At 48.2% G+C, this 24,966-nt stretch carries 24 protein-coding genes; 1 reads left to right on the top strand and 23 read right to left on the bottom strand.

Translation table 11 applies throughout. The features are described 5' to 3' along the window. Nucleotides 1–214: 214 nt before the first annotated feature. The 15 genes from ACFSUB_RS03290 to ACFSUB_RS03220 form a co-directional block, all read right to left on the bottom strand. On the bottom strand, nucleotides 215–3,808 hold the full coding sequence (locus tag ACFSUB_RS03290) for a dynamin family protein (protein ID WP_380711751.1): 3,594 nt from the start codon (nucleotides 3,806–3,808) through the stop codon (nucleotides 215–217). Nucleotides 3,809–3,841: 33 nt separating this feature from the next. Then, on the bottom strand, nucleotides 3,842–4,348 hold the full coding sequence (locus ACFSUB_RS03285) for a YpoC family protein (protein ID WP_380711750.1): 507 nt from the start codon (nucleotides 4,346–4,348) through the stop codon (nucleotides 3,842–3,844). Continuing rightward, nucleotides 4,341–5,003 carry an endonuclease III gene (nth, locus tag ACFSUB_RS03280; protein ID WP_380711749.1) on the bottom strand — a complete coding sequence of 221 codons (663 nt, stop codon included), beginning with the start codon at nucleotides 5,001–5,003 and terminating at the stop codon, nucleotides 4,341–4,343. Before nth ends, ACFSUB_RS03285 begins: the two co-directional genes overlap by 8 nt. Before the next feature lie 15 nt (nucleotides 5,004–5,018). Beyond that, entirely contained in the window at nucleotides 5,019–5,714 is a 696-nt protein-coding gene (locus ACFSUB_RS03275; protein WP_380711748.1) for a DnaD domain-containing protein, read from the bottom strand. 120 nt (nucleotides 5,715–5,834) lie between these two features. Further along, a complete protein-coding gene (locus ACFSUB_RS03270; RefSeq protein WP_380711747.1) occupies nucleotides 5,835–7,025 on the bottom strand; it encodes a pyridoxal phosphate-dependent aminotransferase in 1,191 nt (396 codons plus the stop codon). 132 nt (nucleotides 7,026–7,157) lie between these two features. Further along, nucleotides 7,158–7,634 carry a PepSY domain-containing protein gene (locus ACFSUB_RS03265; protein ID WP_380711746.1) on the bottom strand — a complete coding sequence of 159 codons (477 nt, stop codon included), beginning with the start codon at nucleotides 7,632–7,634 and terminating at the stop codon, nucleotides 7,158–7,160. Between the two features lie 33 nt (nucleotides 7,635–7,667). After that, nucleotides 7,668–8,975 (bottom strand): amidohydrolase, encoded by a 1,308-nt coding sequence (locus ACFSUB_RS03260; RefSeq protein ID WP_380711744.1) that lies wholly within the window; start codon nucleotides 8,973–8,975, stop codon nucleotides 7,668–7,670. 15 nt (nucleotides 8,976–8,990) lie between these two features. Next, on the bottom strand, nucleotides 8,991–11,801 hold the full coding sequence (gene dinG, locus ACFSUB_RS03255) for an ATP-dependent DNA helicase DinG (protein WP_380711743.1): 2,811 nt from the start codon (nucleotides 11,799–11,801) through the stop codon (nucleotides 8,991–8,993). Between the two features lie 58 nt (nucleotides 11,802–11,859). Next, nucleotides 11,860–12,825, bottom strand: coding sequence for a biotin--[acetyl-CoA-carboxylase] ligase (locus ACFSUB_RS03250; RefSeq protein ID WP_380711742.1), 966 nt, complete (start codon nucleotides 12,823–12,825; stop codon nucleotides 11,860–11,862). Then, nucleotides 12,815–13,987 (bottom strand): hypothetical protein, encoded by a 1,173-nt coding sequence (locus ACFSUB_RS03245; protein ID WP_380711741.1) that lies wholly within the window; start codon nucleotides 13,985–13,987, stop codon nucleotides 12,815–12,817. Before ACFSUB_RS03245 ends, ACFSUB_RS03250 begins: the two co-directional genes overlap by 11 nt. Nucleotides 13,988–14,000: 13 nt before the next feature. Next, complete coding sequence (bshA, locus tag ACFSUB_RS03240; RefSeq protein ID WP_380711740.1) at nucleotides 14,001–15,149, bottom strand: N-acetyl-alpha-D-glucosaminyl L-malate synthase BshA; 1,149 nt, start codon at nucleotides 15,147–15,149, stop codon at nucleotides 14,001–14,003. Between the two features lie 11 nt (nucleotides 15,150–15,160). Then, nucleotides 15,161–15,853: a bacillithiol biosynthesis deacetylase BshB1 gene (gene bshB1 / locus ACFSUB_RS03235; RefSeq protein ID WP_380711739.1), complete on the bottom strand. Its 693-nt coding sequence runs from the start codon at nucleotides 15,851–15,853 to the stop codon at nucleotides 15,161–15,163. Beyond that, nucleotides 15,846–16,265 carry a methylglyoxal synthase gene (mgsA, locus tag ACFSUB_RS03230; RefSeq protein WP_380711738.1) on the bottom strand — a complete coding sequence of 140 codons (420 nt, stop codon included), beginning with the start codon at nucleotides 16,263–16,265 and terminating at the stop codon, nucleotides 15,846–15,848. Before mgsA ends, bshB1 begins: the two co-directional genes overlap by 8 nt. A gap of 12 nt (nucleotides 16,266–16,277) precedes the next feature. Further along, entirely contained in the window at nucleotides 16,278–17,072 is a 795-nt protein-coding gene (gene dapB / locus ACFSUB_RS03225; RefSeq protein ID WP_380711737.1) for a 4-hydroxy-tetrahydrodipicolinate reductase, read from the bottom strand. Between the two features lies 1 nt (nucleotide 17,073). After that, nucleotides 17,074–17,412, bottom strand: coding sequence for a nucleotide pyrophosphohydrolase (locus ACFSUB_RS03220; RefSeq protein ID WP_380711736.1), 339 nt, complete (start codon nucleotides 17,410–17,412; stop codon nucleotides 17,074–17,076). Between the two features lie 134 nt (nucleotides 17,413–17,546). Here ACFSUB_RS03220 and ACFSUB_RS03215 point away from each other — a divergent pair, with 134 nt between their 5' ends. Continuing rightward, on the top strand, nucleotides 17,547–18,413 hold the full coding sequence (locus ACFSUB_RS03215) for a YitT family protein (protein ID WP_380711735.1): 867 nt from the start codon (nucleotides 17,547–17,549) through the stop codon (nucleotides 18,411–18,413). A gap of 63 nt (nucleotides 18,414–18,476) precedes the next feature. On the opposite strand, the gene ACFSUB_RS03210 is transcribed toward ACFSUB_RS03215, so the two are convergent. The 8 genes from ACFSUB_RS03210 to ACFSUB_RS03175 all read right to left on the bottom strand — a co-directional run bounded on the left by ACFSUB_RS03210 (nucleotide 18,477) and on the right by ACFSUB_RS03175 (nucleotide 24,953). Further along, nucleotides 18,477–19,157, bottom strand: a complete 681-nt coding sequence (locus tag ACFSUB_RS03210) for a zinc metallopeptidase (RefSeq protein WP_380711734.1) — start codon at nucleotides 19,155–19,157, stop codon at nucleotides 18,477–18,479. A 98-nt stretch (nucleotides 19,158–19,255) separates the two neighbouring features. Then, nucleotides 19,256–20,062: a sporulation protein YpjB gene (locus ACFSUB_RS03205; protein ID WP_380711733.1), complete on the bottom strand. Its 807-nt coding sequence runs from the start codon at nucleotides 20,060–20,062 to the stop codon at nucleotides 19,256–19,258. 117 nt (nucleotides 20,063–20,179) lie between these two features. Beyond that, nucleotides 20,180–20,770 carry a DUF1405 domain-containing protein gene (locus ACFSUB_RS03200; RefSeq protein WP_380711732.1) on the bottom strand — a complete coding sequence of 197 codons (591 nt, stop codon included), beginning with the start codon at nucleotides 20,768–20,770 and terminating at the stop codon, nucleotides 20,180–20,182. 77 nt (nucleotides 20,771–20,847) lie between these two features. Next, complete coding sequence (locus tag ACFSUB_RS03195) at nucleotides 20,848–21,747, bottom strand: menaquinol-cytochrome c reductase cytochrome b/c subunit (protein ID WP_380711731.1); 900 nt, start codon at nucleotides 21,745–21,747, stop codon at nucleotides 20,848–20,850. A gap of 48 nt (nucleotides 21,748–21,795) precedes the next feature. Then, on the bottom strand, nucleotides 21,796–22,470 hold the full coding sequence (gene qcrB, locus ACFSUB_RS03190; protein ID WP_090926780.1) for a menaquinol-cytochrome c reductase cytochrome b subunit: 675 nt from the start codon (nucleotides 22,468–22,470) through the stop codon (nucleotides 21,796–21,798). A 14-nt stretch (nucleotides 22,471–22,484) separates the two neighbouring features. Beyond that, nucleotides 22,485–22,991, bottom strand: a complete 507-nt coding sequence (locus tag ACFSUB_RS03185) for a ubiquinol-cytochrome c reductase iron-sulfur subunit (RefSeq protein WP_380713168.1) — start codon at nucleotides 22,989–22,991, stop codon at nucleotides 22,485–22,487. Nucleotides 22,992–23,121: 130 nt separating this feature from the next. Next, the gene (locus ACFSUB_RS03180) at nucleotides 23,122–23,595 is read right to left on the bottom strand and encodes a YpiF family protein (RefSeq protein WP_380711730.1); all 474 of its coding nucleotides are present in this window, start codon (nucleotides 23,593–23,595) and stop codon (nucleotides 23,122–23,124) included. An 89-nt stretch (nucleotides 23,596–23,684) separates the two neighbouring features. Next, a complete protein-coding gene (locus ACFSUB_RS03175) occupies nucleotides 23,685–24,953 on the bottom strand; it encodes a tetratricopeptide repeat protein (protein ID WP_380711729.1) in 1,269 nt (422 codons plus the stop codon). Nucleotides 24,954–24,966: the final 13 nt, after the last annotated feature.

Genomic DNA, 24,966 nt, shown 5'->3' with positions numbered 1-24,966 from the left:
GAAGGCTGCAGTAAAAGAATATAGATCAATAAAAATCCGAACGATGACCCGGCATTCCATACAAAAATGCCGCATCGTTCGGATTTTTACATAGGAAGCATCAAAAAACGCTTCCGACCATCATGTTGATCGTCGGAAGCGTTTAAAATAAGATCATTGTTTGTTTAACATCCGTATAGGCAGAAAACAGCAGACACTTACTGCAATGATCATATTAACGAAGATATTTTTGTAAAAAGGAAGCCTCTTCTTCAAGTTCCGGTTTTTTCGAAGGATCAAAGTGCCAGTGAATCCGCTCTTTCTCCTGCTCAGCCTCATTCTGAAAATAGCTTCTGCAGGTTTCAGCCTGTGCCTGAAGATGTTCATGCAGCTGCCGGTGCAGTCGTTCTTCCAACGACGCAACTTCCTTCCCGGCTTCCATCCGGAGAGATTCTGCGAAATCCTCTTTTAGTTTCTGCACCCCCCGGTTCCCGAAAAATTCTTTCCCGGACTGATAGTAATTAAGAAAGGATCCGCTCTGCACGTTCATTCTGAAAGACACATTATCCTCCCCGGTTAACATCTGCAGGTTTGTTGAATCCGGTGGTTCCACCGTAACATCCTCTGGAACAGCTTCGGCTGCAAAGCGTTGGTTCTCTTGATCCATGCCTTTTCTGCTTTGTTCCTGCAGCCTGAAAATAATCGTCTGCATCTCTCGTTCCAAAAAAGTTCGGGCGAGCCCTTCCATTTCCTGCAGCGCTCCCTCAAGCTTTGATTTCTGCTCCCGTTTGGAAGAGCCATCAAGAACGGCCGGATTGACAACTTCAGGAAAGTAGTCGAGCACCATCAGTTTCACCCGCTCCTGCAGATAGGAACATCGCTGCTGCAGCTCGTGGCGAAGCGATGGGAGCAGTTCATCGAACTGAAGAGACTTTATCTGCTGTTTGAACGTATCCACTGACTGCAGACGACGGTTCATGAGTTGTTCTGGATGTTCTCCGCTGTCCGTGACGTCATCAAGGAGGGACTGCAGGAGACGATACATGTGCATTCCGTATTGATACAGGTGGTGCAGATGGTCGGCTTTTAACGTGTCCATCGTCACGGTCTCAAAATAATGTTCAAATGCAGCAAACGCCCTCTCCTGGTCTGCGGAGGCTTCGTTTTGTTTGCGGGCAAGCGCATCTTTGCTTGAAAGCGCGAATATCTCCGGATGGTCCAATCCATTTTGAAAAAGCTGTCCCTGCACATGCTCTCTGACTACATTCAATTCTGCTTTCGAATCGGCAAGATCCGACGCATTAATAATAAAATAAAGCCGGTTGGAATCAAATTGCTCATTAACTCCTGCCATTTGCTGTAAAAACACTTCATCCGCTTTGGAAAAGGCATGATTGTAGTACGTAACATACAACACAGCACTGGAATGAATCATCTGTTCAAAGGCAACATTCGTGTGACGGCCGTGTACCGAGTGAACGCCCGGTGTATCAACAAATACCAGACCCTTTTCGGTCCAGGCGCAGTCATAATAAATGGAAGCCTGTTGAATAAGACAGGCGTACTCTTCCTTCCCGACCCAGTCATGGAGCTCCCTTATTTCTGTTTCGATGCGCTCTCCCGGCTGGACCGTCCTTTTTTTCAGACTCTGCTGCAGAGTGAATAAGTAATCAGCATAGGTCCGCTGATAGGACGTTAATCGGTTCTGGTTTGGTTTCTTCCAGTTTTGGAGAGTTGCGAGATTCAATTCCGTGCCAAGCTCCCGGGATACGGCCTGTATCTCCTGTTCCAGGACCGATTCTGCTTTCGTATCCAGCACCACGGTTCCGTGAGGGTATTCTCCCGTGCTTTTTTGAATGCGGTTTACAGCTGATGTCGTCGGGTTCGGGGCAGCAGGCAGAACATGGGCGCCAATCATGGCATTAATAAAGCTTGATTTGCCTGCGCTGAAAGCTCCAAAAAGAGAAATGGTAACCGTATTGTTGTCATATTGCTCCAGAAGCCGCGTCAGCTTTTTCTTCTCCTGTTCAAACAAGGGACGTTCCCCGTATTGATGAAGATAGCGGCGGAGCGGTTCAACGAAAGAATCATCGAATTCAGGCGCAGAAACAACGGGCTGCTCTTCCGATTCTTCCAGCTCATCCGATGCCTCAACGGGGCTCTCCTCTTCTGTAACAACAATATCGGGAACTCCCCCTTCCGGATAATCTTCTTTAGAAGTGTCGCGAAGCAGCTGCCAAAAATCCAGGCCGCTGTCGTGTATTTTCAGATAATCCCGGCATTCCTCGATTTTTCTCTCAAAATACTCCGCCGTCTCTTCCCACTCCCGGAGCTCTCGGCTCCAATCTCCCGCATGCTCCTGTTTTTCCTGTAATGCAGCTTTCTTTTCATTAAACTGAGCGTTTAAAGCTTCTTCGTATGCCTGAAAAAAAGGTTCTGTTTCTGTTTTCAGCTGTTTAGCGACGGCATCCGCTGTTTTTTCCGTGAACGTATACACAAATTGACGGTCAAATTCTGAAGTCGGCACAAACCGATCCAGAAGATCCCCGTCCACGGTAAAACTCCATTCCTGTACCTCTTTTTCAAAAGCGGCGGGATCCTCCATATAGGACACAGCTTCACCGAGGAGTATATTTTTTATGTGAAAGAGCAGCTCGGTTTTCACCTTTTCATTCAATTCTTCCAGAACGGCCTGCTTTCGTGCAGCGCGTTCCTCTTCGGTTTTTTTCCGGGAGAAGAGCCACCCTTTTCTAAATTGGCGGTGACAGCTTTCCAGCCAGTGTCTGACTTTTTCGGTTGTCGTGTACGGAAACAGGGTCACATCTTTCAACAGCTGATTGCGTTCATCGTAGAGCGATTGTACGGCAGCTTTCTTTTCCTGCTCCACTTGATGAATATCCTCTTCCCTGTTTTCGGCCTTTTCTGCTTCGTGTGGATCGATGCCGCGTGAGAACAGGTTTTCCTGCCACGTCTCGTATGCTTCTTCTTTTTGCTCTTTCAGCTGTTCTATTAACTGCTTTACCGCACCGGACTCCAGCATCGGCAGACTGCGGGAAGAAAGGGTATCCCCGTAAAAAAGGAGCGGCTTTAAAAAAGAAGCTAAAGAAGCGGCTTCGTTGAAAGGGTGATCAGGTACTTTCATCGATGTGAAAAATATTTCCATCGGCTGTATTCCTGCTCTGGAAAGCGTCGTATGAAGCCCGTTTTTAAACGATGTCAAACGTACTTCATCTTCGTTATGCTTATCAATTTGGTTCACAACGAGAATAATAGGTTTATTCTCCCTGCTCATATCCTTTAAGAACCGGAGATTCGTTTCGGACTGCACGTGATTATAATCAGTAACATAAACAATGCAGTCGGCAGTATAAAGCTGGTCCACCGTAACGAGCTGATGATTCGGATCCGTGGAATCGACTCCCGGCGTATCAAGCAGCCGTGTGGAAGATGATAAAAACGGGAGCGGGATATGAATATCAATGTTTTTTATTTCTTCCCCATTCATTCCCCACGATTTCACTTGATCCCACGGGATTTCGTCTTTCCAGTGCCGTTGTGTCCCGTCCCCGGTTGTAACAGCGAGACCGGCTTCTCCGTATTGAATCGATATAATATTGGCACTTGTCGGGATCGGGCTCGAAGGCAGCAGCTCCCTGCCCAGCAGGTTGTTCAAAAGCGTCGACTTTCCCGCCGAAAAATGACCGCAGAAGGCGACTTCAAAGGCAGGATTCTGTCTCTTGGAAGACAAGGCCTTCAGCCGCTTTTCATCCTCTTCAGAAAAAGGGAGATTCAAAAGTGAACCAGCATCTTTGATTTGTACGTCCGGCATGATTTTCCCTCCGTGTTGTGTGAAACGAACCGTTTATTTTTTTTCTTCAATCTTTACAAGAGTAAACTGCTTTCTGCTCTCCACAAACAGACTGCGAAGCTGCATGAAACTGTGATGATGAGATGGTCTGCTTACAATAAAAGAAAGCCTTCCGCCGACGTTGGAAGGCATCCTTCTCATATCTGCACAAGCGGCGGCAAAGACATCCGGATCCGCTCCCGGCACCCGGCATCTGTTCATCCATGACAGAACAGACAGCAGCGCTGCTGTTTGTTCTATCATGACAGGTTCAGCGGAGACGGTATCCCGTTTAGCGTAACACGTATCAAGAACGTTCAGACGCTCTTCCCACTCCTCGAACAATGTGGGAACAAAAGTCAGGGGATTATCCCACGGAGCCTCATCCATGCAGCCGTTTTCCCATAAAATTTCTTCTCGGAACGGAGCTCCTTTTTCCTGAAGAAAAGACGCTTCCACAGTGTATTGATGATAAAAAGGTGCTGCAGCAAGACGGGTGGGGATCATCAGTTTATCATGCATGCTGGATCTCCCCCCGTTTCATTCGTTTCTGTCCTTCCCGGCATAAATGCAGGAGCGGACACGACGCGCACTGCGGGTCTCTTGCCCGGCAGTGGTATCTGCCAAAAAAAATAAGACGGTGGTGCGTATCAGCCCATTCCTCTTTGGGTACCTTTTTCATCAGCGTTTCTTCCACTTCCCGCACATTATCTTTCCAGCGGCAGATGCCAAGACGCTTTGAGACTCTCTCCACATGCGTGTCTACAGCAATCGCAGGTGTCTTAAAAGCAACAGATGCCACCACGTTGGCTGTTTTTCTGCCGACACCGGCAAGACTCATCAATTCCTCCCTTGAACGGGGAACTTCCCCTTCAAACTGTTCCAGAAGCGAGGCGGATAATTTTTTAATATTTTTTGCCTTGTTCCGGTAAAGTCCGATGGATCGTATATCCTGTTCCAGTTCCTCCTGGGATACCTCCAGATAATCCTGCGGCTCTTTATATTTTTTAAACAGTCCCGGTGTGACCTTATTCACCAGTGCATCGGTGCACTGCGCCGACAGTACGACAGCAATGAGCAGTTCAAAAGCATTGGAATGATGCAGCTCACATTCGGCTTCCGGGTACATTTCTTTGATGGTTTCCAGAACTTCATGTATCTGTTTTTTTGTCAGCATCGTTCATCCGCCCTTTTATGGTTCATCCAGCCAGTTAATATTCGGATAATGAGGAAGTTTTTCTTTTGAAGCTGTTCCCGTGGAAGAAGTCGATTTACGAAACTTTTCACTGTGGGTTTTTGCTTCCTGTTTCGTCCGAATACCATTTTTATACCATTCAAATAAAATCCGGTCGATATACCGCAGATTCAGTTTCCCCGACAACACCGATTCGTGGAGAGCCGCTTTGATCAGCTCGGCACTGTATTTATCCTGATCCATCCACACACTGATCGTTTCATATTCCATCGGCGAAAGCGGTCTGGCAAATTCCTGCTCAAACAGTTCGTAGAGTCCGCCTTCTTCATCGGCTTCGGCCCGGGTGTCCTCAGCGGGGCGGTAGAAAGCTTCGACAATCCGGCGGAATAACGGTTCGAGAGAAAAAGTTTCATACATGACCTGATTGTCATCTTCTTTTTTGTGCATATCCAAAAACCCATTGTTTATCAGGGTACGAAGTAGATTCGAACACTCATCATCTGTTATCGCCATCCGTTCAGACAACTCGCCCGGGGTTGGAAAAGGATGATGGTCTTCTATAAACCGGTGAATATGCAGCAGCATCATCATTTCTTTTTCGTTGAGACCGATTCCGGCATAATAATCAAAAAGAAGATTGGAAACCGGGGTGCTCCCGTACCGTAGTAAATGAAGCGCCTGTTCCTGATTCATATGTCCTTCCCCCTTTCGCGGACCGTCCGGCTTTTATTCTTATCTCCTGTCAAAGAAAAACCCCCCGGAATCAGGGGGCAGAGCAAAATGGTAAGCCTGTCTTATACAGCGTGTTCTGCTTTACGATTCAGCGTTCTTTTTTTCAATGAAAGCTTTTATCCGCTCCAGTGCCTGTTCCAGTAAGTCAAGTGAGGTCGCATAGGAAAGTCGGATATTGTCCGGAGAACCGAAGCCGCTTCCGGGAACAACCGCCACTTTTTCTTCCTCAAGAAGCGCCTCCACCCAGTCATCCACGGTTTCATATCCGGCTTTACCGGCAGCCTCTTTTACGTTCGGAAACAGATAAAAGGCTCCCTCGGGTTTCACACACGAAACACCCGGTATATCTATTAGTTTATCATATACAGTATTCAGTCTTTCTTCAAATGCCTGTCTCATTGTTTCCACAGACCCGTCATCGTCCGTGTAGGCGGCAAGTGCCCCGAACTGGGAGCTTGAAGCCGGATTGGATGTCGAGTGACTCGCCAGATTGGTCATTGCTTTTATAAGGCTGCGGTTCCCCGCGGCATAACCAATCCGCCACCCTGTCATCGAGTGGGATTTGGAGACCCCGTTAACAAGCACGGTCTGTTCTTTCAGCTCCGGCGAAAGCTGGGCCACCGAAACATGGGAAGCATCTCCGTAAATCAATTTTTCATAGATTTCATCGGAAACGATAAGCAGATTGTGTTTCAAAGCGGTCTGTCCCAGCTCCATCAGTTCTTCTTTTGAATACATGCTTCCTGTTGGATTGCCGGGTGAGTTAATAATGACCGCTTTCGTGGAAGAAGAGACGTGATCTTCCAACTGCTCTGCCGTGATCTTAAAATGGTTGTCTTCGGCGCCTTTAACAAACACCGGAACGCCTCCGGCCAGTTTCACCTGTTCCGGATAGCTCACCCAGTAGGGAGCCGGGATAATGACCTCATCTCCTTCATCCAGAAGAGCCTGAAACAACGTATATAAAATGTGTTTCGCCCCGTTGCCTATGATAATTTCATCTTCCCTGTATGTCAGCTGCTGGTCCTTTTCAAATTTATCGGCCACAGCCTTTTTCAATTCCGGCATCCCGCCGGACGGTGTGTATTTTGTATACCCGTCCCTCATGGATGCTGCCGCAGCTTCTATTATGTATGACGGCGTGTTAAAATCAGGTTCCCCGGCACCAAGACCTATAACATCATGTCCCCCGGCTTTCAATTGTTTGGCTTTTGCCGTGATGGCCAGCGTGGAAGACGGACTGAGTGCCGAAACTCTTTTAGATAGTTCCATATTCTCTATTCCTCCTCGTTACGTTACAAAACAGGTTATCGTAAGTGTAATAAAAACCTTGTCCAAATTCAAGCAGTATCTGCCCGGTGCAGGGTAATTCCCACTTTTTGAGCGTTCCCTTCCAGCAGCATTTCACCCGGATTTCTGAATGCTGTACCGTTTGATATAGTCCCCGTTTTCCATCGACAAATAGTAATAATAAAGGGAATTGTCATCTTCAAACGTCACTTCATAGAGCGGGTTGCCATTTTCCAGACCCGGCTTTATGCTGCGGACATGCTGCCTGTTGAAGCGGTTGAGAACGATTTCTTCTGCTTCGGAGGACGATATGCTGTCTTCTGCCGGCAGGCGCAGAATAATACTGCCTTCCTTCAGAAAAAACCATTCTTTTGAACCGTTCGATAATTCGGCAGAGACGCTGTGCACCGTTTCATTTCCGTGGTAGTAGAAGGATTCCTGCACCGATTCGACATGGTCTTCAGCAAGGACGATATTCTCTGCTTCGTCCAGCGTTTCGGCAAGCGGAGAACGTATAATCGTATACCCAAGATAAAAGAGACCTGCCGTCAGTATGAGTGCTAATCCTGTAAGGAGAAGCCGGCGCTTCATAAAGGACTTCCTTTCTGTCCTGTCATAGTATCATCATTTCTGCTCCAGTTTTTTATGCCAGTACCGGGCATTGTATAATACCCGCTCTTCGTCGATTGTTAGGAGTTCCCTGTCCTTCATGAGCTGGTTCCCATCGACAAATACATCCGTAACGTCCTGACCCGAAGCGGCATACACCACATGAGATGCCATGTGATCATCCGGCTGCAGGTGGGGCTGATCACCATCCAGCATAATAAAATCGGCAGGACCGCCGGGCTGAAGCAGTCCATCTCCATCAAAACCGAGGAGTTTTGCCCCATTGGAAGCTGCCATCCGGAAAATATCTTCTGCCCTGACTGCGCCGGCATCCATTTGAATTCCTTTCTGAAGAAGAGCGGCCATTCTCATTTCCTGAAACATATCCAGATTATTATTGGAAGCGGAGCTGTCCGTTCCAAGAGTAACAGGGATACCGGCTTCAAGAAAGCGTCCAACCGGAGCCGTGCCTGAACCTAATTTGGCATTGCTCATCGGGTTATGGGAAATGAAGGCGCCCTTCTTTTTTAAAAGGGCTGTTTCCTCTTCGGAGACGTGAACGGCATGAGTCAGTACCGCCTGCTGCTCGTAAAAGCCGAGCTCGTCCAGGTGGACGGCCGGTGTACGTCCATATTCCGCTTTGTAATCCTGCACTTCTCCGGCTGTTTCTGCTGCATGTGTGCCGATCATCAGGTTATGGTCCTGTGCGGCAGCTGTGATCTGAGTCATGAATTCGGGAGGACACGTATAAGGGGCATGGGGGAAGAGCATGCCTTTTATTCTTCCTTCCCCTCTCTTGTTCCAGGAAAGCGCAAGTTCCACCGCTTCGTTACGCTTGGCCGGCCAGGCCGCCCGGTCACCGAGTCCTATCATACCACGGCTCAAAACGGCCTTCATTCCGGTATCGTACGTTCGTTCAAAGACATGATCCATATGAAGATGGTACATATCCAGAAAAGCCACCGTCCCTGAACGAATCATTTCGGCCAGGGCAAGATCCGTACCGGCCTGTACCATACTCCGCTCCAGCTTGGCTTCCCGGGGCCATATTTCTTTTTCAAGCCATTGTTTAAGAGGAACATCATCGGCTGTTCCTCTCAACAGCGTCATGGGGGTATGCATATGTGTATTGTACATCCCCGGCAGCACCCATCTGCCTCTCCCCTGTACGCGCGGGATGGAATGAGGCTTGTCATTTGGCACCGGCATCGACTTTATTTCCGTAATTATCCCCTTTTTGATTTCCATGTAACAATTTCTCTGTACGGATTCTCTGTTCCCATCCGGAAGCAGATGAATATGTTCAATGATGAAGTGCTGCAACACACACACCTCCTGTCAGTCATAAAAAAATGAAGCTATGTCATCCAACAGATGATCGACGGGCTGATGGGCCACCGGCAGCTTTGGAATGGATTCCAGAAAGGTTTGTCCGTAATCGGCTGTCATCATTCTTTCATCGAGCACAACAACAATTCCTTTATCTTCCCTGTGCCGGATCAGTCTTCCAAAACCCTGCTTAAACCGCAGTACAGCCTGGGGAAGGGATACATTTTTGAAAGAGGACAAACCGTTCTTTTCTGCGGCTTCCATTCTCGCCTGGGTCATCGGCTCATCCGGAGGCGGAAATGGAAGTCTTGCAATGATAAGACAACTCAGATCCTCCCCGGGCAGGTCAATTCCTTCCCAGAAGGAATTCGTTCCGAGCAGTACGGCCTGCTCCTGCTGCTTAAACATTTTCATCAGGCGTGAACGGCTGCCGCTTTTCACGCCTTGAGCGATAAAAGAAAACTGATTGTCATCATCCCACTGCTTCAGCTGATCGTATGTCCGCCGCAGCATATCAAACGATGTGAAAAGCACCAGCATTTTCCCTTCGGTAATATGTGCGGTGTGAAAAATAAATTCAGCCATCTCCGTAATAAACGACCGTTTTTTCACAGAAGGCATATTACGCGGCACGAGCAGTTTTGCCTGCTCATGCACCGGAAATGGACTGAAAAGCTGCATCGTATCAGGCACAAAATCCTCCAGTCCCCATTTTGTAATGACGTGGGAAAAGGAACCTTTCAATGTAAGGGAAGCAGAAGTCATAATGACACTGTCTTTCTCCGCAAATAATTGATCGGCCAGCAGATCCGACACGTTGACCGGTCTCCGGTAAAGGTAGGCCGCATTGGCTGCCCCTTTCTTTTCCACTTCCATCCAGTACACATGATTGGAATCTTCTATCATAAATAAAGAATGAAGATAATCAAACAGGGAGACCGCTTCCTCAAGGGCCGAAGAAAAATCCTGAAGCAGTCCGTTCCCGTCTGCATCCGGGTGAACGCGGGAGGAAAATTTGGCACTGAAAGCCTTAAGCTCATGTATTTCTTCTGAAAAAACAGCAAGAACCCGCTCTAATGCTTCCTGTATTCCAAACCACGAAGGATGGTGCATATGCTCCGGAAAATATCGCAGCGAAAGCCGTCCGACATCCGTATGCCCGGGCTCGGACTGATGGAGACAAAATTCATGTACCATCCGGAACAATTCATCTACTTCATACTTTAATAGCGTGAAATAATCCTGACGTTTTTGAAACCAGGCCATGGAGTACGCCCGCGCTTTTTCCTGCTCAAGGACGAAAAGGCGTTGAAATAGTCCCGTGTCTTCCAGTACACCAAGCCGGTTCAGAGCCTGATTCAAATGAAAATAACTGATTTCCACGCCTAAGTGCCGGGAAGCCAGTTCATCCAGATGATGAGCTTCATCGATAACGACATGTTGATGGGATGGAAGCAGCCCTCCTCCGTTTTTCATGTCTGTGAAGAGCAGTGCGTGGTTGGTGATTACAATATCAGCCTGTCCGGCCTGTTGAACGGCGCGCGGATAGTAATCGAGCGCTTCCCATGATGGAAAATGCCCCCGTTTATCCAAGTCATCCGTGCATACTTTTTCCCAAAACACATTGCCTGTGCCTCCCGGAATATTAATCTCTTCCACATCGCCGGTATCTGTTTCAAGAATCCAGACCAGTATCTGCGCGATGGTAAGGACTTCCTCATAAGACCCGGCCGGTGTCCCGATTGCCTGACGAAACCGGCGCAGGGAGAGATAGTGGCTTTTTCCTTTTAAAAGAATCATCGAAAAGGAAAACGGAACAGCTTGTCTCAGTAAAGGCAGTTCTTTTTGCATCAGCTGTTCCTGCAGCGCGATGGTGTTCGTAGAAACAAGCACACACTGTCTGGTGCGCTTACTGAAATAAAGGGCCGGCACGAGATAAGCCAGTGTTTTGCCGATACCAGGCCCGGCTTCGACCAAAAGGTGTCGGCGTTCACTCAGAACACGACCCACTTTGCGTGCCATGTCTGCCTGCCCTTCTCTGTACTCAAAGGTTTCCCTGCCGGCGGCAGCGAGAGCTCCGTTTGAAGAAAAAAATGTGTCTTCTTCTCCATTACGGCCTTGGATTTCACCTCGGTCCATGTTATCCTGCTCCGGCTTTTTAAAAACGAGCCCTTTATATTCCATCCACGGGACATTGGAATCAACAACGTTATGCTGTTTCATTTCAGGCTCTCTCATCAGAGACGATACATCACTTTCAAGATGTGATGCGAGTGAATGAAGCCATTTCCCCGTCGTTTCCGGCAGGCTGCTCAGTTTATTCAGCAGCTGAAGCAGTAAAGAAGCGGTCACCCATGCGTCGCTGTCAGCCTGATGAGGACGACTGTGGGTAATGCCGAGCCACTCGGTTAGTCTGGACAACTGATACCCGGGAGCAGACGGAAAAAGAATGCGGGACAGCTCCACTGTATCCAGTGCACTTCCCTGAAAAGGCGGGAACCCCGCCTGCTGAAATTCACTATTAATAAATTGAAGATCAAAGGGAACATTATGAGCAACAAAATAAGAGTCTTCCAGCCACTCCTGCAGCATTGGAGCTATCTCGGCAAACTCCGGAGCTGTTTTCACGTCTTCGGATGAAATGCCGGTCAGCTGCTGAATAAAGAGAGGAATGGAAGAATGCGGCTGGATAAACGAAGACCATACCTTCTCTATTCGGCCGTCTTCGATAAGAGCCGCTCCTATCTGAATAATTTTATCTCCTTTTTTAGGAGCGTTTCCTGTCGTTTCCGTATCAATAACGACATATTTTCTCGTCATAGGTTTCACCCCGGCCGTTTCGTCTCTACGGGCATCATAAGTATATCATATTCAAGCTTCAGTCAATATCAGCACTGTAAATTTTCTCTATCGTTCCGTCTTCCTGTTTGATCAGAAGAACGCCGTCATCTGTGATTCCTTCGGCGTACCCTTCCACTGTTTTTAACCGGCTCACAGCCCGGACATGGCCTCCGACTGTATCGGCAAGTTCTTCCCAGCGTCTGCGCACTGCCCCAAACCCGTCTGTCAGATACATCTCATACCAATACTCCAGACTTCTCAGAACAGAAGCCGTAATATCAGCACGGTGGAACGCAGTACCCTTATTCTCAAGCGCCAGGGATGTCGCCTTAGACTGCAGTTCAGGCGGAAAATCATCTATCTTGTGATTAATATTCAACCCTATACCGATGATTACAGCTTGAACGCGGTCCGGATCCGACTGCATCTCGGTCAGAATGCCGGCTGTTTTTTTCCCGTTCAATAAAATATCATTCGGCCATTTGATACGGGGATGCAGTCCGGAGGCGTTGGTGATGCCTTCTGTTACAGCGACGGCTGCCAGCAGCGTCAACTGCGGGGCATACTGGGGCCGTATATCAGGGCGCAGTATAATACTGAACCAAAGTCCCGTTCCAGAAGCAGAGACCCAGGGCCTGTCCAATCTCCCTTTTCCTTGAAACTGTTTATCAGCAGCGACTACTGTTCCATCCGGTTCATTTTTTCCCGCCAGTTTATGTGCTTCTTCCTGAGTAGAAGAGACCTCCTCTTTGTACACCAGCTTCTGACCGAGTGTTTTCGTATGGAGTCGTGCTTTGATTTCATCAGCACTCACCAAGTTGGGGGTGTGGGTTAAACGGTATCCTTTCCGGGGAACCGCTTCAATTTCATAGCCGGTCTTCCTTAATTCCTCCATATGCTTCCAGACGGCGGTCCGTGAAATGCCAAGCTGTCGGCTGATCTCCTGACCGGAAACATAGACATCCGCTGTATCTTCAAGCACCTGCAGCAGCTTATCTCTCATGTGACAGTTTCTCCTTTACAAGGGATAGTAATTCCTCCCGTTTGTTGGCAGTACGTCCTTGCAGCACTTCTTCTTCCAGATAAGTCAGAAGATGACCAATCCACCTTCCCGGCAGACCGGGATGCTGCCTGACAATATCGGCTCCATCTACTTTCAGGTCATTCCTGGACGTGATGGGGAGTGAGTGCGCAAGATTTATGATATGTTCCAGTCTTCTGCTGTTTGGGACACCTGTCAGCCATTGACTGACCGTTTCAATCTGGATGGCAGTTCTCCAACCGTTTTGGTAAACCATTTCTGTGTCCCAGTTCACCCCGTCCGGATTGGCGGTACAAACATGGATGATGTGGCGGATACGGGTTCGGAGACTTTTTTTCATGGGCCATCTGTTTACAAACTGACCTGCTTTTTCGCTGTACAACAGGAAGAAAAATACCACCCACTTTTCTTCCATTGTTGAAAAATCCGCCAGTTCCGGGGATTTGTGATTTGTTAAGATGTAACGCGGCTTGATGGAAACGGGAAAATCGTTCACGATACCGGAAGCAAGCAGCAGCTCTAAAGCTCTCGATCCCGCCCTGCCTTCGAGCATTTTTTCAATTTCCCGCTGAATGCGTTCTTCTGCTGTATTCTGAAGACCGCATTCATCCGCGCATACTGCCTGCCAGGTTGATTCTTCCAGACTGAAGTCGAATTCAGAAACAAATCGGAACGCCCGCAGTCTCCGGAGCGGATCCTCTTTCATACGATCCAGCGGAGGATAAACAGAACGGATCAGCTGCCTGTTTATATCGCTCTGCCCGCCGCATGGGTCAATAAGATTTCCTCTTCTATCCACGGCCATTGCATTCATCGTAAAATCCCGACGCTCAAGGTTCATCCGAAGCGACTGCTGATCTGGATGGAACGTCGTAATTTCAAACACGCAGCCGTGCCGGGGAACGATAAATACAGGAAAAGACGAAGAAGGCTGTACTGCCTGCGGGAACAGGTGCAGGACCATATCAGGCGATGCTTCCAGTACGATATCAATATCCCTGATTTCACGCGAAAGCATCGTATCACGTACAGCTCCTCCTGTGACATACCCTTTAACCTTGTTTTTTTCCAAAAATTCAAGAGTTTCCAGTGCCGCACTCCAGGCTGAACCTTTCAGGTACATATCGCTTCCACCTTCAGTTTTTCTGCGCTATCCGGGAAAATCCGCTCTCTTCATAGAGCGTTTCATACTGCCGGACGATGCTTTCTGATCCAAACACTTCCGCTGCCCTTTGTTTACTGTTTCGGGACATCATGTCGTACAGTGAAGAGTCTTCCAGCAGTTTTGCTCCTGCAGCTCCGGCTTTCTCCGGGTCCCCAACCGCTGTGATAAAGCCTGTTTTCCTGTCAGCAATAACTTCCGGTATACCGCCTGCGTCTGTGCCGATCACCGGTACTCCGCACGCCATTGCTTCCAGTGCGGCAAGCCCAAAGCTTTCCTTTTCAGAAAGAAGCAGCATGACGTCCGAGATATTCAGAAAATCCGCGACCTGTTTTTGACTGCCAAGAAACATCACCCGCTCTGCAATGCCAAGGTCTTCTGCTGTCTGGCAGGTTGCCTGTTTCTCCGGACCATCTCCGATCATCAGTAATACAGACGACACGCGGGAATGCATAGCAGCAAAAGCTTTCACAACATCCACCGTCCGTTTGACCGGCCGGAAGTTGGATATATGAATAACGACCCGGTCCTCCTTTTTTATACCATAGGAAAGCCGGAGATCCTCCGGAGGGTTTTCGTCACTGTATACCCGTTCATCTATAAAATTATAGATTGTTTCAATTGGCTTTGATGTCTGCAGCATGTGTTTTGTTTCCTGAGCGAGAGATTGTGACACCGCCGTCACCTTATCGGATTTGTTGATGGCATATCGAATAATATCTTTTAACGATGGATCGTGTCCAAGCACTGTAATATCGGTGCCGTGCAGGGTCGTTACCACCTGGACATCGTCGTCAATCATATCTTTTGCCAGGAGTGCACACACAGCGTGGGGCACGGCATAATGAACATGCAGAATATCGAGCCCTTCTCTTTTTACAACCTCGGCCATCTTGCTCGCCAGTGTCAGGGAATACGGAGGATACTGAAACACTTCGTATTGATTCACTTCCACCTCGTGATAATAAATATTAGGATTTGTGTGATTCAGACGGAACGGAAGGCTCGTTGAAATAAAGTGAACCTCATGTCCTCTTTCTGCCAGTAGTTTTCCAAGCTCTGTCGCCACGACACCCGAACCGCCGACGGTCGGGTAACATGTGATACCAATTTTAAACGCCATAGTGTTCTCCTTTACGGGATGCAGGATAAAACGAGCGGCGAAGCAGTTTTGAACCCTTCAGCATAATCCGCTCCGGCCTGCTTCCCAAAAACCGCGTCTCTTGCCCGCACGCTCTCGACATAGCCTTCCGTCAATGGTGTGGATATACTGCCTCGAGTTTTTACAAACTGGCTTTGAAAGCAGGAAAGAGCCTTTTCTTTATGCTGCTGCCACGCCGCTGTGTCAACGTAAAAGTCGGGAAGCCCGATTCCGTTGATAAAATAGTAATAAAAAGCTGTTGTTTTATGAGGGGAGCCGGTCACTTCAGGAAATTTAAGAATCCCTGCATCAAACAATGCCTCCCTCACCACCACACTGCATGCCGAATGATCAGGGTGGCGGTCTTCATAATATGGAGCAAACACAACATCAGGTTTCACTTCCCGAATCGTCTCAATCAGGACGTTATACTGTTCATGTGTTTTCGTGATTGCTCTATCGGGAAAGTCAAGCTGATACCGCCCGGAGACTTTCAGAACAGCGGCGGAGTCTGCGGCTTCCTGCTGCCTTGTTTCCACCGTTCCGTTGGAGGACAATTCTCCTTTCGTTAAAGAGCATATATACACGATATCGCCTGCTGCAGCATGATTCGCTGCTGCTGCTCCCATACCAATTTCCACATCGTCCGGATGAGCGCCGATACAAAGCAGTCTTTTCCTACTCATAATCCGCGTCCTCTCTGCGCCGCTGTACATTTCGAAAATCAAGCATACCATGATCCAGACCTTTCACGAGCACTTCAGCTGTCGCCATATTTGTCGCAAGCGGTATGGTATGCACGTCACACAGCCGGAGAAGCGCCGTGATGTCCGGTTCATGCGGCTGGGCCGTCAATGGATCTCTAAGAAACAGAATCAGGTCCATATTGTTCTCGGCAATGAGCGCTCCAATCTGCTGATCCCCGCCAAGAGGACCCGACAAATGCTTATGAACGTGAAGGCCGGTTTCTGCTTCAATGCGGGAACCCGTTGTACCGGTGGCATGCAGCTGGTGATTTCGTAACACCGGTTCATACGCCTGCACAAACCGAATCATGTCTTCTTTCTTTTTATCATGCGCAATTAAAGCAATATTCAACGGAAGGCACCTCTATTCCATTAGATTTTCGAGCCCGTAGACGAGTGTCTTTACCTGCAGGACACTCTCCACCGCCAGTTTAACACCAGGCATAAAAGACTGCCGGTTGTAGGAATCGTGACGTATTTTGAGCGACTGTCCGGCCCCTCCGAAAAGCACTTCCTGATGCGCAACAAGTCCCGGAAGACGCACACTGTGAATCCGCATTCCATCCGTTTCAGCTCCGCGCGCACCGCTCTGCTGCTCTTTTTCATCCGGATGGCCCTGTCGTTTCGGGGGGCGGACTTCATTAATCATGCCCGCTGTTTTGGCAGCTGTACCGGAGGGAGCATCCAGTTTATTGTCATGATGCATTTCAATAATTTCAACATCAGAGAAATAACGGGCAGCCATCTGCGATAGTTTCATCATTAAAATAGCGCCGACCGCAAAATTCGGGGCAATAACAGCTCCCATTTCTTTTTCTTCTGATTTTTGTCTTAACCGCTGTATGTCTTCATCGGTGAAACCGGTCGTACCCACAACCGGCCGTACATAATAATCAAGTGCCAGTTCCAGATGTTTTTTTCCGGCTTCCGGGGTCGTCAGATCAATAAGAACGTCGGCCTCTGTTTCTTCGAGGCACGTCTGCATATCGTCATAAACAAGAGCCGGTTCATCCGGCATACCGGCAAGGTCGCGCAGTTTTTTTCCGGCATTTCTGGAGTCCACAACAGCTGCCAGTTCAAATTCTTCGGTTTCATGCACGAGGTGCACGGCCTCTTTTCCCATTTTTCCACGTGGTCCGGCAATAATAATACTTGTCATGTTATTTCTCTCCTTCTTCTTTCATTGTCCACCGGCCGGCATCTCTCGTCCGGAATTTATCCATTACCAGGTCAAACGCTTCGTCCAGATCGATATGTAAAGAGTTGGCAAAACAGATGAGGACAAATAGAATGTCTCCCATTTCCTGTTCAAGCGGCTTGTCCTGTTCTGATTCCTTCTTTGGTTTTTCTCCATAATAATGGTTAATCTCTCTTGCCAATTCTCCTGTTTCTTCGGATAACCGGGCCATCATGGCAAGTGGGCTGAAATACCCTTCTTTATACTGTCCGATATGCTTTTCGACTTCCTGCTGCATATCCTGCATCCGTTTTGAATCCATGGTCCATCCCTCTCCTTCTCTTTTATCGTATCGAATTCCTATTCGTTTGACAATCACCGGGATCCTTGTGCCGTACTGTTCTATTCATTATAATATACTGGGTTCAAATGTCCGGCAGAAAAAGGAGTAATTCCATGACACAGCATATCAAAAACATCGTTTTTATCGTTCTCGGCTCCGCTGTAATGGCTTTCGGACTCGTCTATTTTAACATGCAGAATAATCTGGCGGATGGAGGATTCACCGGCATTACACTGATTCTTTATTCGTTAATGAATATCGACCCGGCCGTCTCCAACATTGTATTGAACCTTCCTTTTTTTCTGGTCGGTTGGAAAATCCTTGGGAGAACCGTCTTTATTTACACCATCATTGGAACCGTCGGACTTTCGTTCTTCTTATGGCTGTTTCAGCTGTTTCCTCTTCTTGATTTCAGTCTGCAGGAAGACATGACGCTGGCCGCCCTGTTTTCAGGTGTGTTCATCGGCAGTGGTCTCGGTTTGGTCTTCCGCTTCGGGGGGACAACCGGCGGGTCGGATATTATTGCCAAACTCGGGGTGAAATACCTCGGCTGGAGCATGGGCCGGACCCTTTTTATGTTTGATGCGGCGGTCATTACTTCTTCTTTGATTTATCTGGACTACAGAGAGGCGATGTACACGCTCGTTGCCGTCTTCACTGCCGCCAAAGTCATTGACTTTATCCAACAGGGGGCTTATTCAGCTAAAGCGGCTTTTATCATTTCGGAGCATCCGCAAGCTATCGCAGATTTGGTATTAAAAGAAATGAACCGCGGTGCCACTTTGTTCCAGGGCAGAGGCTCGTTCACCGGGAGTGAAAAGGAAGTGCTGTACTGCGTGGTGGCCCGAAACGAACTGGTCCGGCTGAAAAACCTGGTCGAACATGCCGACCCGGCTGCGTTTGTGACAATTAACGAAGTTCAGGATGTAGCGGGAGAAGGGTTTACACTGGATCAAAACAAAAAGCCGATTGATCCGTAGGAAACAAAAAGGGAATGCCGGTTCTCTCCAGGCATTCCCTTAAGCAATATCCTTTTTTCCGGGTCACTCGTCCATGAAGAAATACATGGCGATAAAACGACCGAGTTCCAGGAGCGCTACCAGCGCTGCAGCAACATAGGTCAATGCCGCGGCGTTGAGGACCTTTTTCGTCTCTTTTTCCTCGTTACTCCGGATGATACCGGTCGACACTATCTGATCCATCGCCCTGCTGCTTGCATTAAACTCCACCGGCAGGGTGATGAGCTGGAACAACACCGCCGCCGACATGAACACGATACCAACAAGCAATAAATTGGAAATCGACAGCAGAACACCGGCAATAATGAAAATGAACGACAAGTTTGAGCCGGTGCTGGCTGCAGGGGCAAGAGCGCTTCGAAACTTCAGGAAAGCGTAGTCCTGTGCATCCTGAATGGCATGCCCGACTTCGTGGGAAGCGACAGCCTGACCGGCAACGCTCGTCCCGTAATAATTATCTTCAGACAACCGGACCGTCTTCTTTCTCGGATCATAATGGTCGGAGAGCTGTCCTTTCACGGGCTCCACTCCGACGTCGAAAATACCATTTTCGTGCAGGATCTTCCGGGCCACTTCCGCTCCGGTCATTCCGGAGGAGTTGGATATTTTTGAATATTTTTTAAACGCTCTTTTCACTTTAGCCTGAGCCATGAGCGGAATCGCCATGATGATGACAAGGTATACGAGCATTGATATAATACTCATTGCAATCCCTCCACAATTAGTTACTATCCTTATTTTATTTAAAACGTCAAAGAAAGTCAATAAAACCAATTCCGCAGCTTTGACGGTTCTGTGACGCCTTATTTATCCCGCATACGGTCATGCTGTTTTTCCCCTTTATATTTTTTCCATCCGGTATACGTCAGCGAAGCGAAAAGGATACTCCCTATCGAGAAAATGACCGCCCACAGGGAAGGATCCGCTCCATCATTCTTATGTTTCTCTATGACATCCGTCATAAACCGCTGGAGCGTTTCTATACGAGGAATCTCCTCATTGTCTTCCCAGTTCAGACTGTCCAGGTATCGGATATAGGACACAAGCGGCATGTAATCTTGTTCCTTTTCCGATGTATACATCGCAGAACGAATGATTTCAAATCCGGCCTGCCACTCATGAAATAATTGCTCGGCATCCTGGGTATTTCCCTGCTTCAGATTTTCTTTCAACGGTTCCAGTCGTTCTGAAAGAGTACGGGCATATTCTTTCCATATCGGATTGGATGTCGTCACTGCTGCATCCACCGAAAGACGGAATGCCAGAATGAACTGGACACGTTTTGCTTCTTTCATATCTGCGTCCACAAGTGCCTCCCCGGCGCTGTCAAAAGACCGAAGCAGTGCAGTAAGCTGGGCAGTATTCATATCATAGTCATCAAATGATACCTCAGGAAGACGGCCGGCAATCCAGGAATGTACAGCTTTTGCCTCTTCAAAATCGCCATTTTCAGCCAGGTCATACATGACGGCTGCTTTATCATCCACCTTTTCGAGCGGGAGCGCGGCATCTGTTTCTGCCTGCAGGTGGTGTGTATGAAAAAACATGAGGATAACAGCCGCGGCGCTGACAATCCATACCGCCTGCCTCCCTGGTATGTTGGACGTCACAAAAACCCCCTCCTTCTCATGGTCCATTGTATGAAGAGATGGACAAGAGTAGACCGGAGGGGGCTCTTTTGACTTTTTATATCAAAATACGGGTCCTTATGAGTATTCAGCCGTTTTCTATAGGTTTAAATACTGACGGCGCTTTACGCTGAACACATATACAACACTTACGGAAATTAAGCTCAGCCAGAAAGTGAAATACCCTATATGCATAATATCATCGGTTAATACAGAAGAAACCCACGGGTACATGCCGTACACGTAATCAATGATATCATTATGTACCGTCCAGACTGCCGCAGCTGCCAAATGCCAGACCTTTATCCGGTAATAAGGCATAAACAAGAGAGCCTGCAGCGCCATGGCTCCGTGGGAGACGATTAACATGTAATGCGACCAGATCAGATCCCCGCCTGCTGCTCCGGCTGCAATATTCATAACTGCCGCCCATGTTCCGTATTTCAGCAGGGTGACAGCGGCCAGGGCTTCAAGAAGTCCATTGTTTTTTTTAAAAAGAAAAAAAACAAGAACACCGCAGAAAAAAAGGCTGGCCGTCGGACTATCCGGAACAAAAATCAGAAAAACCGGAGGAGTTTCTACCAGCTGCACCTTATACCACCAGTATCCATAGATGGTTCCCAGCAGGTTCACGATTAATAGAACCGCAAGTACCTGCGGCATGCCCAGAAGTCGTGGTATTATCCCCATTTTTAAACACCACCATTATTTATCTCTCGTAAAAAAGGCTGCCCCGACAGATGGGGCAGCCGTAAACAGCGAATAAATTATCCGCCTCCGCTGTTTTCACCTTGTGATCCTTCTCCTGAAGACTCTTCCCCGGATGATTCACCACCGGATCCTTCCTGAGGAGATTCCCCGGATTCACTGCCGCCGCTGCCGGGATTTCCGCCGGATGAAATGTATTCAGCAAGCGTCTGAAGATCTTCATCACTTCCCTCAAACTGACCGGCCGGCATTTCACCGATACCATTCACAGCGATGTCCTGCACAGTAGCCGCATCATACTGTGTGTTATAAAGGGACGGACCGGCTGATCCCGATCCCTGCAGCTGGTCTCCGTGACAGCTGATACAGCCCTGATCGGAGTATATCTGATACCCCGCCGCTTCCGTATCCACCTGCGACATCGCCTGCTGTTCTTCTTGATCAAGCATTTCACCCTGATCGGCTGCTGCTTCCCAGTCATGGTGTTCCACTGATTCCCATGTAAGGAATACAGTCGCCAGCGTGCCGAGAATCATTAATCCTGAAGCAATCGGTCTTCTTGAAGCTTTCCGCTCCGGTCCTGTGTCCAGCCACGGTGCAAGCAAAAGAGCGCCGAATGCAAGACCCGGAATAACGACAGCCCCGATTACGGTAAAGTCACCGGCTGCGTATTCATACTTTAACAACTGATATAAAAACAGAAAGTACCAGTCCGGCAGCGGGATATAACCGGAATCAGTCGGGTCGGCAACCCTTTCAAGCGGGGAAGGGTGTGCTACCGTAAGACAAAGATAACCGATCAGAAATACTGCTCCAACCAGCCATTCTTTCAAAAGAAAGTTCGGCCAGAATGCCTCTGTCTTTCCGGGAAACTCCGAATAGTCTTTTGGAATATTCGGCTTGCGCCCGGCCGGTATACGTGAATCCCCGACAAATTTCATGCCCTTTCCACGATGCATCGGTTTCCCTCCTTCGATTCTCAAACATATAAGTTCTGCTGCGGACTTTTATAACGGTCCGGATATTCCCTGTTTCCGGATCATAATGAAGTGTGCCGCCATCAGACCCAGCAGTGCCCCCGGAAGGAAAAACACGTGAATCGCGAAAAACCGGGTCAAGGTCTGCGCCCCGATGATTTCCGGATCTCCGGCAAGCAGTGTCTTTGTCAATGTTCCTACTAAAGGAACGCTTTCTGCAATCTGCAGTCCTACAACAGTTGCGAAGTAGGCTTTCATATCCCACGGAAGCAGATATCCCGTAAAACCAAGTCCAAGCATAACAAAAAATATGAGAACACCAACTACCCAGTTCAGTTCTCTCGGTTTTTTATACGCTCCTGTAAAAAACACACGCAGTGTATGTAGGAATATCATGACGATTACAAGGCTCGCCCCCCAGTGGTGCATTCCCCTTACAATCGTGCCGAATGCCACGTCCCCCTGAAGGTACTTCACAGATTCGTGAGCGTTGACAATATCAGGAACATAATACATGGTTAAAAACATGCCGGACAAAATCTGAATGACAGTGATAAAAAATGTCAAACCGCCGAAGCAGTAGACAAAGGCTGAGAAATGGTGTGCCGGATTGACGTGTTCAGGCACTTCATGGTCAGCAATATCCCGCCACATCGGAGTAATATCCAGGCGTTCATCCACCCAATCATATACTCGCTGCAACATAAATGATGCCCCTCCTAAACTTGTGGTTCTGCCTTACCAACATAGACCGTTCCTTCACGTACTTCCACTTCGTATCTGTGAAGGGGTTCTGTCGGCGGAGTCCCTTCGATGTTGGTACCATCTTTCTCATAACGTCCTCCGTGGCAGGGGCAGTAGAATTGATTGGGATGGTCGGAACTTGACCCCCAGCTTACTTTACACCCCAAATGCGTACAGGTATTGGAAAGTGCCACAATTTCCTCTCCGCTTTGGTAAATAAACGCGGTTTCTGTCACTTCTGATGTTACCCAGGCATCTTCCTGATCGTAGGAAAAATCAAACCGCTGCGGAGTATCTGTCAACTCTGACACATCGGTTACCGCTTTCATGTCCCCTTGAGACTCAGCCTGTAGAACAGGATCAATGGCAAACCGTGCCATCGGCAGTATGATGCCTGCAGCCATGAAGCCGCCCACACCGGTAAGAGTATAGGTTAAAAACTGCCTTCTTGAAACATTGTGATTCTGCTCATCACTCACCAGTATCCCCCCCTATTGTATATCCGTCCTCCCGGATATTGTTTACACACACGTTACAAAACTAGGACATACTCATGATAGCCCAGCGGACAACAGCCTGTCAATCTTTTGTAGAACCAATTATGCAGGAATTTCAGTTGTTCCCTTCTTCTTTCCATTTATCCATAACGACAGGAAGAAGTTGTTTGATCTGTTCTGATATAACCTGCTTCTTATAGGAAGCATCCAGATTTTCAAGTGGAACAAGCGGCATCCATATCAAAAAGGCATCCAGTTCATGTTCTGATTTCTTCCAGGACGAATCAGCTGTCAGCAGAATAATATGTTTTAGTTTTTCCTTTTTCATGGATTCTATCCATTTGTTCAGTTCTTCTGCCGGCGGTCTGCTTTCTTCCTCCGCTGCCAGATATGTATAAGACGGAGCCAGCAGAATGCGGCCTCTGAACTGTTTTTCCAGTTCCGCTGTCATGACGGTTATGAATTCGGTCATTGCTGCGCTCTGACGTATGCCGTCACCAAATTCGACCGGCAGAAGCGGAAGCAGCACAGTGTCCACGTACTGCCTTTCTTTCACAAACGAAGGAATGTCTTCGGTCGACCATCTCATCACTATTCTCCTTTCTGTTCCGGAACATGAAGGACCGCCTCCCCGTCCTCTCCTTACAAGGGCAGACGGCGGGGAGAACCGGAGACTTGCTACATTCCGCTGTCCTCAAGGTCTGTCACCAATTCCTGAATCTGTGTGTTGGCTGGATCCAGTGACAGCACACTGCGGAAATAACGCAGTGCTTCCTCTCTGTATCCAAGTTCCAGAAGCAGACGCCCGTAATCTTCGAGAAATGTTTCATTCTCCGTGTACTCCTGTTGAATTCCCTGATAGGTTTCCACCGCTTTGTCGAAGTCTTCAGTTTCCCACTCCGCTTTGCCGAGGTACCAGTCCAGCTTTGGATCATCTTCTTTGATTTCTTTCAGGTAGGAAATCAGGTCCATCATGGACTCATAGTCTTCCTGTGTAAGCCACAATTCAAGCATTGCAAATGCTGCATCCCTGTTCGCGGGGTTGAGCGACAGAGCTTCCCGCAGCCTTTTTTCAGCGGAAGCCTGATCATCAAGAGCCATATTCAGTTTCCCTGCTTCAAGAAACAACTGATCATTAAACTCATCAACAGAAAGACCGTCTTCTGCTGTCTGTAACGCCTGGTCGAAATTTTCCAGTCCTTCGTAAGCCCGTACCAGATAAGGGTACAGCGTCACAAACTCTGGATCCATCGCTTTCAGCTCTTCCAGCTGTTTTGTGGCGGTCTGATAATCACTTATCTGAAGGGCTGTGTACCCGTAGCCAAACAGTGCCTGCGGCTCCTGCTTTTCTTTGATACCTCTTTCATAATAAGACAATGCGTCTTCAAAAGCACCTGTGGAGCTGTAGGCTTCGGCGAGCCGCAGATCAAGGCTCCCTTCAGGAAATTCAAATCCCTGCCGCTCCGCCTGCTTCAGATATGGTATACTTTTTGAGAAATCACCCTGATCCAGATAATAATCTCCAAGCCCCGCCAGTAATATAGGTTCCTCAGGCGCTTCCTGCAGCGCCGCCTTCAATTTTGATTCTGCGACCTCATTCAGACCCTGCAGCTGATATAAATCCGCCAGAAGCATTTGAGCCTGAAGAAAAGCTTCATCTTTCCTGCCCACTTCCAGAAGCCATTCAATTGCTTCGTCTTCCTTGTCCATATCAATAGCTGTCTCTGCCGCAGTGGTCAACAGCTCTCCTTCATCAGGATAATTCTGAATAAGCTCCTGAACGAGCGGTTCTGCTTTATCCGGTCTTCCCAGTTCATTGTAAAGCTGCACAAGATCATACTTCTGTTGATGATCGGCTTCTTTTTCAAATTCACTGAGAAGTTCCAGTCCTCTTTCGGTGTCACCCTGTTGAATAAACTCCATGATTTGTTCGAGACTATACTTCAATCCACTACCCCTT

Origin of the sequence: Salibacterium lacus, from assembly GCF_042684865.1 — a bacterium.
GTDB lineage: Bacteria > Bacillota > Bacilli > Bacillales > Marinococcaceae > Salibacterium > Salibacterium lacus.
The sequence above is the reverse complement of the archived record's forward strand: the minus strand, read 5'-3'. Positions and strand labels throughout refer to the sequence as shown.